General features: G+C 43.9%; 8 protein-coding genes and 1 pseudogene. 2 read left to right on the top strand and 7 right to left on the bottom strand.

Annotation, left to right across the window (positions count from 1 at the left end; all coding sequences use genetic code 11):
- Nucleotides 1-318: pseudogene (locus tag LYNGBM3L_RS19140) on the bottom strand (cell division protein SepF); the annotation flags it as partial.
- Between the two features lie 436 nt (nt 319-754).
- Complete coding sequence (pipX, locus tag LYNGBM3L_RS19135; RefSeq protein ID WP_008186718.1) at nt 755-1,024, bottom strand: transcriptional coactivator PipX; 270 nt, start codon at nt 1,022-1,024, stop codon at nt 755-757.
- A 1,384-nt stretch (nt 1,025-2,408) separates the two neighbouring features.
- Between pipX and LYNGBM3L_RS19125 the strand changes: the two genes are divergently transcribed.
- Nucleotides 2,409-3,524 (top strand): geranylgeranyl reductase family protein, encoded by a 1,116-nt coding sequence (locus LYNGBM3L_RS19125; protein WP_008186716.1) that lies wholly within the window; start codon nt 2,409-2,411, stop codon nt 3,522-3,524.
- 107 nt (nt 3,525-3,631) lie between these two features.
- On the opposite strand, the gene LYNGBM3L_RS19120 is transcribed toward LYNGBM3L_RS19125, so the two are convergent.
- The 5 genes from LYNGBM3L_RS19120 to LYNGBM3L_RS19100 all read right to left on the bottom strand — a co-directional run bounded on the left by LYNGBM3L_RS19120 (nt 3,632) and on the right by LYNGBM3L_RS19100 (nt 8,889).
- A complete protein-coding gene (locus LYNGBM3L_RS19120) occupies nt 3,632-4,396 on the bottom strand; it encodes a hypothetical protein (protein WP_008186713.1) in 765 nt (254 codons plus the stop codon).
- A gap of 396 nt (nt 4,397-4,792) precedes the next feature.
- The gene (locus LYNGBM3L_RS19115) at nt 4,793-5,395 is read right to left on the bottom strand and encodes a peroxiredoxin (RefSeq protein WP_008186710.1); all 603 of its coding nucleotides are present in this window, start codon (nt 5,393-5,395) and stop codon (nt 4,793-4,795) included.
- 445 nt (nt 5,396-5,840) lie between these two features.
- Nucleotides 5,841-6,800, bottom strand: a complete 960-nt coding sequence (gene holB, locus LYNGBM3L_RS19110) for a DNA polymerase III subunit delta' (protein WP_008186706.1) — start codon at nt 6,798-6,800, stop codon at nt 5,841-5,843.
- On the bottom strand, nt 6,770-7,462 hold the full coding sequence (gene tmk / locus LYNGBM3L_RS19105; protein ID WP_044493901.1) for a dTMP kinase: 693 nt from the start codon (nt 7,460-7,462) through the stop codon (nt 6,770-6,772). Before tmk ends, holB begins: the two co-directional genes overlap by 31 nt.
- A gap of 107 nt (nt 7,463-7,569) precedes the next feature.
- Nucleotides 7,570-8,889, bottom strand: coding sequence for an AAA-like domain-containing protein (locus LYNGBM3L_RS19100; protein WP_008186703.1), 1,320 nt, complete (start codon nt 8,887-8,889; stop codon nt 7,570-7,572).
- 2,054 nt (nt 8,890-10,943) lie between these two features.
- Here LYNGBM3L_RS19100 and LYNGBM3L_RS19095 point away from each other — a divergent pair.
- On the top strand, nt 10,944-12,146 hold the full coding sequence (locus tag LYNGBM3L_RS19095) for a glycosyltransferase family 4 protein (RefSeq protein WP_008186702.1): 1,203 nt from the start codon (nt 10,944-10,946) through the stop codon (nt 12,144-12,146).
- Nucleotides 12,147-12,213 lie beyond the last annotated feature (67 nt).

Below are 12,213 nucleotides of genomic sequence, written 5' to 3'. Positions count from 1 at the left end.
CAGTGCCTGAATCACTTGGGGCATTTCTTCAAAGGAACGAGGTTCAATCACTGCCACTTCTGAAATGCCATTGACTGCTCCAGGCATGCCAATCACATTATTGATGGGAGATGGCCCTACGCCTGCTTCTGATACCGTTGTCCGCTCCCGAGAACGACGTCTGGTTGGACGTTCCTCCTCTGATGACGGTTGCACCGGTTGCTCTTGTGGGTAGGGAGTTGGGTAGGCATCCCCCTCCATGTCTTCATATTCGTATTCGTATTCCACTGGCTCATTCAGACCGACGAAATCGCGCAGCTTATTAAAAATACCGCTCATAGTCAACTCTCCATCACAACTTTAGTGTAAGCTTCTGCAAAACCGATAATCGACCTTCTCTAGGGCAGCAGTCTTGAGTAGATGCTTAGACTAGAACGTAAACAGTCTAACTTACCCATAAGCTTACTTAATAATTTTCACCCTTGAGAACACCACAAGGTTATCAATATAGAATATATATCTGCCTTCTGCTCGGGGTGTAGTTGTCGAAACCAACACTTAGCAGAAGGTTATGCCATTATATATAAGAGGGCAATATTGATGATGGATGTGGTTGGGTATATACTACCCCATTACAAGGCTCTAGCCATAACCTAATTTCAGAAAACCCTCACAATCATCGTTTATACCTACTTCTGGCGGTAATATCAGCCCATTCACCTTGTCCGGCTCCAAGGAGTCTCCCAATTAACCCGAACGGGTTTCCTAATGGAACTTATTGGAAGGTTTGCTGATGGATAATCCGAAGCTGCTCATAGTCAGCCGATGAACCACTGCGCCTAAGTAAGCGAAGGCGATTTTCTACCAACAGCCGAGCCTCAGAACGACTGATTGGCTCAAAGGCAATACCATTGGTGGTACTTTTCACCAAAAAGAAAAGTCTGTGGGCATAGATCGTAGTGAACAACTCTTGTTGTTCTTCAACAATGCAAACTCGAAACAGTAGACCAAAATTGGGGTGATTGAGGTAGTTTTCAGAACTCATCAAAATCCATATTAGGCGGGACTTGAGCACCGAACTATCTGGTAATGGTCAAATAAGTCATTTCCATGACTTACTTTCCCTTAGTCAGGTTAGTGATATTGTGCCAGGGGTGTAAGCATTCAGCTATCAGTCTTGAGCCTTGGCCTATGGCCACGCATCGCGTATTGCTCACGCTACTTGAGGTGCCGTCAGCTAATCAACGGTCGGTAGTAAACCAGCATCGGGGGTGCTGGTACGGCTGGTTTAAAATCCCTGCTCGTTTTACTGATCCGACCCCGTGCAGTTAAAGCGCCTGCTAGCACCTCTAGTAGCGATGCAGTGGCCTCACGGGGAGGCAGTGCCGCCAAAGGGGGTTACCACGGGGCTTTCAAGGTGCGGACGCAGGTGACCCACGCAGCCCCTCCCGATGAGCAACTGCCGTGGTTTCCCCCACTCGCGCTTTGCATCAAGACAGCGTAGGCGTAGCGCATTAGCTAATAGCACCTCAAGTAGCGTGGGCGTAGCGCATTAGCTGATAGCTGATAGCTGACGGCTGAATGCTTACCCAGGGGTTTGGTTCGTTAGTTAATCTAGGTAAGACTAGGAGTCAGCAAGACCCTAACAATTCCTAAAGACTTTAACCAAGTTATAGAGATAATAGCTTGATTGGTGGATTATAGTTCGCCAGGGAGAACAATTAGGGGATTGGGTCATATTGTTTCTGACGGCATTAGAATTGCAAGATAATCCTAATCGGATCTTACTTACCAAGTCTACCCAAATCTCCACAATCCAAATCTCCCCTACCTTGGTTGAACTCCTCAATACCGATACCAACCGATTGGAGATCGACTGAGGATTTAGAAGAAGCCCATAGGGGAAGAGGATGGGGAGCAAAAAAAATACACTAATAGTTTTGGCAATAGTTTTGGCTGTGACTTCGTGAAATTTTAATAAAGATTGCTCAGAAGTCCACATGTTTCAAAAATTCTAGGTCGATAATGGTTCTATAAACTAATGATTCCCCTAGTAATTAGCCGACTAAACTATCCGGATTAACGAGTCTAATGACTGAAAACTGGAGTGAACAAGAGACAAAAACTATCAGTAGAGGTGCATCCAGATAATAAATGATTAGGCGTTTTCAGGATGTTATTGATTTTGGGTTTGCATTTTCCTAATAGCCTAATCTCGACCCTGCAATGTTTGTAGGGTCATTATTATGAATTGATAGTGATTTTACAATGCCCGTTAGTTTGTCTCAATTGCTGGGCATCTTAGTGAGTAAGTCCTGGTAAATTGGTCACTCAATTTGGTCACTCAATTTGGATAGTAGGCTGACACACTGGGCTGTTAGTCTGTGAACTTCATTCGATAAATCTTTGAGGAGTAAAGTAGAAACATCATGTTTGACTGCATAATCGTTGGTGCGGGACCGGCTGGTGGAACTGCTGCTTATCACCTGGCTAAAGGTGGAAAGTCTGTGGTGGTTCTAGAAAAAGAATCCTTACCCCGGTACAAGGCTTGTAGTGGGGCGGTTTCCCCACAAGTGCAACAGTGGTTTGATTTCGACTTTACACCTGCCATATCTCTGAAAGCTGAGAGTGTACGCTACACCTGGAAAATGGATGACCCAGTAGAAGTGAAACTGGACACTCAAGAACCGGTTTGGATGGTGCAACGGGATGTTTTCGATCACTATCTCATCCAACAAGCCCAAAAACAAGGTGCTGAAATTCGAGATAATACAGCAGTTACAGGGGTGGAGTTTAAGGGAGACCACTGGCAGGTCAACACTGTCAATGGGACTGTTGAAGGTCGCTACGTGATTGCAGCTGACGGTGCTACTGGACCGATGGCAAAATGGTTGGGATTCAAAGAACGTAAGTCACGTCTGGCATTAGCCCTAGAGGTGCCCAAATCGGAAACCAATAGTACCGAGATCCATTTTGACTTTGGTCAGGTCAAAAATGGCTTTATCTGGAATATTCCTAAAGCCGAAGGCTACTCCATTGGTCTTGGCTCCTTACGGGGTGGTGACCTGAAAGACATCGAAAAGATAGTCAAAGGTTATGCGGAGAAATCCGGCTTAGACCTGAGTAGCTGTAAACAGCACGAAGGTGCCATCTGCGTCTGGGAACGTGAGGAGAAGCTGCATACACAAAATGCTGTATTAGCTGGGGAAGCTGCTTGTGTGGTGGATCCCATGACTGCTGAGGGAATTCGACCCTCCATGTTCAGTGGCATGAAAGCAGCTGAGGCCATTCAACAAGCTTTGGCAGGTCAAGCCGATGCCTTAGAAAACTATACCCAGGTGATGCAGCAAGAACGGGGAACTGATATGAGTTGGGCTGCTAAGCTCGCTGGTGCGTTCTACAGCTTTCCCGGAATTGGGTACAAAGTCGGCGTTAAAAAACCCGTTGCTACTCAAATCATGCTCAACATTCTGTGTGGGCAATTACGCTACTCCGAAGTAGTAAATCGTGCCATGAAGCGCTTGAACCCATTAAGCGGGGGATAATGGTGATAGGATAATTAATTTTGTCTGGTATCTTATCACATAAATAGTTGGGGTTGTTGAGGGTGGACACTTGACTGTCAACCCTCAACCCTCAACAGATAATACCATTAATGTCGGGTAAAAATGACCATACTTGACCCCACCACAGGACTACGGGCAAGTAACGTTCCCTCTAAGTCAGTAATTTCCAACTTGTTAAAGTCTAATTGTTGAGACTGACTCAGCATCCTTTGAGCTAAGGTATTCTGCTGAGCATCGTTGAGTTGGTACCACTCATCACTGACCTTGACCAAGAGCATACTTCTGAGAAAGTTCGCCTCAATTGCTTGAATCAGGTCATTACCGTACTGAGCGGTAATAGCCGCAATTTGATTTTGAATTGCGACAATCAGGCTTTGTTCAGGAGTTAACTCTGGTGTGGGTATGGGTTCCGATTCCACAAGTTGTGATTCCTGAGGAACTTCCAAATTTTGTGGAGAATTAATGGTATCAGCAGGAACTTGTGCCACCTGTGCTGGTGTCTTTGGTAGAAGCGCTAGTGTTGTCCATAGAATGACTACTACTACGCTTGCGATCGCACCAGTCAACATCCAATCAGACAGTTTTTCATTCCAAGCTGCCGGTAGCAAGGAGCGGACTTTTTTTAAGGTGCCATCCCACAACCGGCCAAGAGTACTAAGAATCGGCAGCAAGCGATTCATTAATCCAGACTTAGGCTGAGAAGACGATAACTTTCCCTTGCCAGTGGTCTGAGGCGATTGACTTGTTGTTTCCAAGCTGTCTTTGGATTTATCTGTCACTGATGGTGTCGGCGGCGTTTGCATTGGTTGATCATTTGCCGCTTCTGGCTGCTGTTTTTGCTCTTCTGACATTGTACTTCCTCCCAGGCAGCGCCATTTTTTGATTCAATCGATTGACACTCCTCCCTACTCACTATATGCGGACCAACATGTGTAGGTACTGACACAGACTTCTTGACCATTTTCCCACAAAGAACGAGCATTCTTGACTGGGGTAGTGCGGGGGGACAGCAACTGTTGTTTTCCTTTACTGCCGTGCTATATCCTCTAGCCTATTAGGAATTTAGATAAGATTTCCTAATCGAGCAATGGTCAACTTGCTTACCAGAAATGCAATGTTCTATCACTACCTATTTATCACTACCCTCATAATGTTAATGGGAAATTGAACAGGTATTATACCCACTCAATTTCCCAGTATCAAAGCTCAGTCTTCAAGGTAGGAGGGCGGAGATATTCGTGATTCCGTTATACCGCAGCAAAGTAAACCTTTGATTTAACAGGGTCAGGGTTCATAGTTTTGTCACCTGGTTGCCAGCCTGCTGGGCAAACTTCATCGGGATGAGCTTGAACGTATTGAATCGCTTTCAAGGTACGCAGGGTTTCGTCAACGCTACGACCAAAGGAGAGGTTATTGACAGTAGCATGCTGGATTATGCCCTCCTTGTCCATGATGAATAAACCACGTAAGGCAATACCAGCTTCCGGGTCAAGAACGTTGTAATCTGTGCTGATGTCTTTTTTGATATCAGAAACCAGAGGATAAGCTAGATCGCCTACACCTCCATCCTTGCGGTCAGTCTGAATCCAAGCCAGGTGAGAGAATTCACTGTCAACAGAGACGCCAAGGACTTCGGTGCCTAGTTCTTTGAATTCTTCAAAGCGATCGCTAAATGCAGTAATTTCGGTAGGGCAAACAAATGTGAAGTCTAGGGGATAGAAAAACAGAACGACGTATTTACCACGATAGTCAGACAGTTTAATTGTCTTGAACTCTTGCTCGAATACAGCAGTGGCCGTGAAGTCGGGAGCCAGTTGGCCTACCCGGAGACATCCTTCTGTCGTAGTCATGTCGTTATTCTCCTTATAGTGTCTAGGGTGTCAGTTGGCTACAGATTGCTGATCAAGTGGTGGTCACCTCAAACCTTGCTACCCATACTATTTCTCAAAGTGCTGGCTAAAAAGATACATCTTGAGAGGGAGTTCATGGATAAGAAAATGATCTAACCAATATCCCATGTCCATGCCGAGACCATGACATGATCTGTAACCTACCACACAAATGGTATCAAATCTAATTGATTATTTACGAACCTTTACAATTAGATCATAGTCATAACGATTTTGATTAGTAGGCTTTCCTTCAGGTGCGACCCGTGGCGAATTTAATTCTTAATGGTAAGAGCGCATATAAGTATCCAGTATTAGGAAATATTTGATGGAGCTTTATCGTTGATCCTTCCCAATTACTCTTTTACACTTTATTCTTCATGCTTTATAATTTACTCCTAACCCTTCATGCTTCAAGAATACTCAATTCCAACAGGGTTACCTCCCAAACCAATCGCGGCTGAGCATAACTGAGCAGGTATCGCCGAGCTTGCTCTAGCTTTTTAATCATCTCTGGTTGAGTGTGTGATTGCCAGTAGCAGTGTTGTAAATACTTCACTAACCAAAGCTGAGTGTGGGTATCCAGGTTGTTGTCAATTTCCTTTGCCAGTGCTAATGCTTGACGGGATGTGTGGGGTAACTGGGTAAGTTGGGTGAGTAAGTTTGGGGGCATGGCTTTGAGTTGCTCAAAAGCAGCGATCGCTTCCCCCGGACTTCCCTGGGCAATAGCGAGTACTGATGGTTCCTGTAAAATCTGTTGATGACCGGTTTGCCACAGCACTGTTGTCATAGTTTCGGGCCCCAGCCGAGAAAATGGAATCCGCTGACAGCGAGACACTAGGGTCGGCAACAAAGATTCAGTGTTAGGTGCGATCACTATCAACGTAGCGTTTCCCGGTTCTTCGAGAGTCTTCAGCAAACCATTGGCTGCTGGCTCTGCCATAGTTTCTGCTTGCTCTAGTACCACCACCTTACGTGATGCTTCTAGAGGAGAATTACTCAGAAACCGAGCAATTTCCCGAATTTGTTCCAACCGAATTTGGGGGGGTGCCTGACGCTGAATTCCTTTTTGGACAGCTTCTGTAGCAGACACCAGTGTACCATTCTGGAGATAGGTTGGCTCTACCCACAATACATCTGGGTGATTGCCCTGAATCAGTCGTTTTTTAATTGAGACTTGCCCATCAGCTGGGATACCTTGACCAAACAACTGTTCAATAAAAGCCCGTGCTACCAGACTCCGCCCCACCCCAGATGGACCAGCAAACAGGTAGGCAGGGGCAATGCGGTTAGTTGTAATTGCTCCGTTCAATAATGCGATCGCTTGGTCTTGCCCTAGGATAAAATCGAACGCTCCTGGAACCATGTTCTCAACCGTTCACCCAAAATCTTCTGAATGGCATTATGCACCTCCTCCTCACTGTAGCTAGCATCTACCCGAACAATCCGATCGGGATTTTGTTGATACAACTCCTGAAATCCCTGCTGCACTCGTCGGTGAAATGCTAAGTCAGCTTGCTCCATGCGGTCAACGGTTCCCCGCTGTCGCGCCCGTTCCAGACCAATTTCGACATCAATATCTAGCCACAGGGTGAGGTCACTTTCCAGTCCACCGGTAGCAATTTGATTAAGCTCCTCGATCAATTTCAAGTCAATACCTCGGCCATAACCCTGGTAGGCAATTGTGGAATCCGTGTAGCGATCGCATAAAATAATTGCTCCGTTGACCAACTGTGGCTTAATCAACTCTTCAACATGTTCAGCCCGATCAGCAGCATAGAGTAAAAGTTCAGCCCGAGGGTGAATCGGTGAGGAATCTCTATCTAGTAGCAGTTGGCGAACCTTAGCACCTAATAATGTTCCGCCCGGTTCTCTAGTGACTACAACGGGCATTGTTTGATTTCCCAAACAAACATTACCTAGACAGTCTTGTAAGCCACCAGCTCGAAGCCAATTTGAGCATCGCTGTAGTTGGGTAGTTTTACCACCACCTTCCACTCCCTCGAAAACAATTAGCTTACCCCTCAAGCCCAACTCCTGTACTAATCATCCCTAAATATCTTCATAGCCTACAGCTTAAACAATAGGTTGAACAAGCTCAGGCATTCAGCCGTACCCATTAGCGTGGGCTAAAATCACGCATCCCATAGCTGTGCTAATAAATACTGACGATATAAATCACAACTTGGCATGACGTGATTTCCGTCAAAGATGATCAAACCTAGATTCTTTAATCTATTGATTAAGATTGAATCTAACTCAACACCTCTATCGGTTTGAATCACCTTGTTGAAGAAAGTGGCTAACTCAGGATTTTGCCTAAGTCTAGTTAATTTTAGCAGCAGATGATCCCTATAAATTCCCTCTCCGGTAGGTGCTTGATCAAGAAGTTGTTCTAGGCTAAGGTTTTCGCAAGCCAAGTGATAGAGAGCAAGCTGCACTAATTTCGGATGTCCCCCCACCATAGCCATTAATTTCTCCCTAGCTTGACCTCTAAACCAATCGAGTCCATAAAGCTGGGCTAACTGCTGAATTTGTTGAAGGTTAAACTGGGGTAATTCAATGGGCAATCCTAAATTCGATAAATAGTCAGCGATTGTAACAGGAATATCAACTTCTGTGGAATAAGCAACCACAAGCCGCAGCTTTTGCCAAGGTTTCACGTGTTTGGCAGCCTCAGACCAAGATCGCAACAGAAGAAAAAAGTCAAGAGCTGTTTGCCTATGCTCAAGGAGCAAATTCATTTCATCCATCGCCAAAACTAGGGGGTGTTCAAGGGACTCTAAGATATGTCCTTGAAAAAAAGAGCTACAGCTTGCTTTGCTGCCGATGTCCTCATGCCAATACTCATCCAATTGCTTGGCAAGCACCAGTTGATTACATAGATTAGCACACAACCAACGTAATAACCGATCTAAATTACTTAAAATCGCTCTTTCTGCTTGGGCAAAATTAATCCATACTGTTCCGTAACCTAGGGATTTTGCCCGGTCTACTATCCGCAGCATCAAAGAGGTTTTACCGGTCTCTTTCGGGGATCTAATCAGGATTAGACTTCCGAGTTGTTCAATGGCTTGGTAAGCCATTTCTTCGACAACGGGACGTTTAATGTAAAACGCTGATGATAGGGGGACTACTCCAATGGGAAAGGTTGGGCATTGGCTCAAGGATTGGTAATATTGCTCGATTCGCTCTTGGTGTAAGGGACTCAGAGGAATGCTAGCTAAAACTGGTTTGAAGTTGCCCTTGGTGATTGGTTTGCCAAAAATCTTGCTGAGCAATAGCCATAACTTAGAAGCGATTCTCCTGAGATATTCACTACCGTAGTGTATCTCCTCCGCCATCTCGGTATAGGTTTTTTCTTCCCAAGCTTGGTACAGAATCCATTCCTGAAGGGAAGTCAATTTAGCGTACCCCATAACTGTGAGTACATCTATGAGCTGATCTACTGACATCGTCTTACTATGTGCACCTTTTGCTGATGGTCTTGAGTCAGAGATGACCAAAACCAAGGAAGATCAATTGTTTGAATAATTATAAGGAATATAGAGTGTTGATCATACCGATGAGGTACATTCAATTTTATTACCCCCTTGCGCGCGGGGATTCCTACTCCCTACTGCCTACTCCCTACTCCCTAAAACCCAGGACGAAAGTACCTCACCCAATTGAAAACTGCTATAGAATTTCCCAATGAATTGTAAACAAGTATTACAGTTTTTTCGATTCCCAAAAATCTTTATATACTTGATTAGCTCTTGCCTCTTGCCCGCCCCCCTTACTAAGGGGGGTTAGGGGGGATTCCTCTTGCCTTTCCCTAAGCAATTAGGTTTACAACTCCAATGGAAATTCTCTAGTTAAGTGTCACACAGGCTTTTAGGGATCAGTAAGCTGATCAGATCAGGTAGCTTGATTCCAGTATGGCACGGAATGGATAGTTAGGTTCCATGATAGTAAATTAGTTACATTGAACACTTGACAAATTAAATCAATTAATTATAATTATATAATTAAAATAATTTTTGGGCAAATTTTTCCCTAAAATTTTGGGTTAATTGATAATAGTCTCAATAAAGCGGTAGATTAGTGGGCTAAATGCCTAGCATTTAGCCGCGACGATGTAGCCAAATCCTCTAAGACATTGGCTACAGCTTTTTATTGGGTTTTTATTGACAGTGCAAGGTCACATTTGTAATGATTCCTTTGGGATATAGAATTATGGGTGTATCACAGTCTAGATCCAGTGGCTCTGGGAGTCAGGGATAAAATTCAGGGCGATAGACTGTGAACCGAGAGTCCACAGGTCAGTTTGTAATATTCGGTGTTGTATGTAGACTCTAGTATCTATACTCTGGTAATGCTGGCGATATTGTTGATTAGGAATACTTAAGGTGTTATAAATTAACCTGTTATCAGTGTTTGTGTTGCCGTAGCGGGACCCAGTAGCTTCCAAACTACACTTTGAAGTGCGGAATGTGGGATACCAAACAATCCCTATCTACTAGTTAGCACTACCATCTTGATTGGAATTATGGTTCCGATCCATATTGTGCTGGGTTTTTTTACCAAGACTATCAGAGTCCAAAATTAATAACTGATAGCGCTGCGCGCAGGGAACAGGGAACAGGGAACAGGGAACAGGGAACAGGGAACAGGGAACAGGGAACAGGGAACAGAAATATGTCTTAAGTGTTCAGTTTTTTCGGGAAAATTTGTCTGGAAATAATTTTAAGCTTTTTTAAGTTGAGAGTATTCACAAAGTATTCACTAACTATTGTTAGAACTTTCTAAATCCAGTAACTGATCAATTTTTAATAAATATCCGGATTTAGAGTCTTGAAGGTGTAGTTAATAATTAGTTATTAAACTAAAACTTACCAAGTTTTTATGATTTAAAACAATCCAATAATTACTTTGGTTAAAAAATATATTTCTACCCTAGGTTAGGGGATTTAATTAATGCAATCGTATTATATATAGGGAATCAAAGGTAACGAATCCAAGAATACTAGTTAGTTGGTAAACACACTATTCCTAAAATATAGGTAATTACGTAATGACTATGCTAATTTGTCAGAAGCAATGATTAAAAATATTGCTTAGCAATCATTTTAGGCATTGATATTCGATTGATATTAAAAAATTAATTATCAAAATATCAGAGCTATAAACAGTATTAATTTTAATTAATTAAAATTAATACAAGTTAAGCATACCAGATACCTAAGAGCATTTTTTTATGTTCCATAAAATCAAAAAAATGTGTACCTCACCTATTTGATAAATGCTATATAGCGTTGAGCATACTTATGAAGTACAGTCAATTTTATTACCCCTAATCCCGACTCCCTCGGTGCGCGCCTCCTAGGGCGAGTAAATCGCCCTTGGGTCGCACCGCTCCCGACTCCCTAAAACCCAGGACTAAAGTACCTAAAGCAATTGATAAAATCTATAAACTATAACCCATAAATCACTGACTCTCAAACAGTTTTACTTCTTATTAATTAAAGTGACCAAGAAACTAATTTTAACTATTTTCTATCAGTTTAATCCTTGGCATAGCAGCATTGGTGGGATTCAGACCGTCATCCGCTCCTTTATCAAATATGCTCCCAGTGAGTTCGAGGTGCGGTTGGTCGGAACAGGAGACCTGGCTTCAGCTTCCGGTGTCTGGCAAGAAGGAGAAGTAGCGGGTCGAGCCATTCAATTTATGCCCCTGTTTCCTTTGGAAGATGACAATGTTAGGGGCTTGATACCGACGACGGTGAAGTATACGACTGCCCTGTTCGGTCGTTGCTTGGCATCGGATTTTATGCATTTTCATCGCATCGAACCCAGCTTAGCAGCTCTCAATTGGTCTGGAGAGAAGACGCTGTTTGTACACAATGACATTGCCAAGCAGATGAATCCTGCAACGGCTAATAATGGCATTCTTTGGCAGCGTTTTTCCGCAAGCTATTTTGCCCTCGAAGGCTTACTGGTGAAGCAATTTAGCCAAATTTTTTCCTGCAATACTGAATCAGCTAAGTTTTATCAACAGCGTTATCCAGCGATCGCAAATCGTGTTGCTTACCTGAAAAACACTGTTGATGACGAGGTGTTCTATCCCCTAGACCCAAAGCAACGAGCACAGGGACGCAAAGCTCTGGCACAGGAGCATAATTTGTCTGAACAGACCCGTTTTATCCTTTTCGCCGGTCGTCTGCATCCTCAGAAAGACCCGATGTTACTGATACGGGCGATGGCAACTTTATATATTGCCAATGTTCACTTACTGATTGCTGGGGATGGGGAGTTAAAGGATGAACTCCGTGGTGAAATTTCCTTTCTTGGGTTGTCTAACCGAGTGACTATGCTTGGAGCAGTAGGTCAGGAAAAACTAGCAGACTTATACCGTGTCTGTAGTGTCTTTGTTTTGACTAGCGTTTACGAAGGACTGCCCTTGACTGTCCTTGAGGCTCTCGCCTGTGGGACACCTGTAGTGACCACGAATTGTGGTGAAACTCCCAAATTTCTCGGTGCTGATAGTGGGATTGTTTGCAGCGAGCGTACTGCAGTTGCGATCGCAACTGCTTTGGGTAAGGTCTTGCACCATCCAGAGAATTATTCAGCCTCCTCCTGTGTGCGCACGGCTCAACCCTATAGTGCTCGCACAGTTGTCAGCAGTGTTTATGAGCAAATGCTCAACCGTGCTCACCAACGGTCTGCCTAATCTCTGTCTAATCCGCTGCCTTTAATCAAGATAGAGCAGTCAAACTTACATAGTAAGCATATGCGCT

The sequence above is a fragment of the Moorena producens 3L genome (genome assembly GCF_000211815.1).
Lineage (GTDB): Bacteria > Cyanobacteriota > Cyanobacteriia > Cyanobacteriales > Coleofasciculaceae > Moorena > Moorena producens.
This window is presented reverse-complemented; position numbering and strand designations above follow the sequence as displayed.

Excerpts from the sequence above, each read along its gene's own strand:
- pipX (WP_008186718.1), bottom strand. The coding sequence starts at position 1,024 with ATGAGTTCTGAAAACTACCTCAATCACCCCAATTTTGGTCTACTGTTT.
- LYNGBM3L_RS19125 (WP_008186716.1), top strand. The coding sequence starts at position 2,409 with ATGTTTGACTGCATAATCGTTGGTGCGGGACCGGCTGGTGGAACTGCT.
- LYNGBM3L_RS19120 (WP_008186713.1), bottom strand. The coding sequence starts at position 4,396 with ATGTCAGAAGAGCAAAAACAGCAGCCAGAAGCGGCAAATGATCAACCA.
- LYNGBM3L_RS19115 (WP_008186710.1), bottom strand. The coding sequence starts at position 5,395 with ATGACTACGACAGAAGGATGTCTCCGGGTAGGCCAACTGGCTCCCGAC.
- holB (WP_008186706.1), bottom strand. The coding sequence starts at position 6,800 with ATGGTTCCAGGAGCGTTCGATTTTATCCTAGGGCAAGACCAAGCGATC.
- LYNGBM3L_RS19100 (WP_008186703.1), bottom strand. The coding sequence starts at position 8,889 with ATGTCAGTAGATCAGCTCATAGATGTACTCACAGTTATGGGGTACGCT.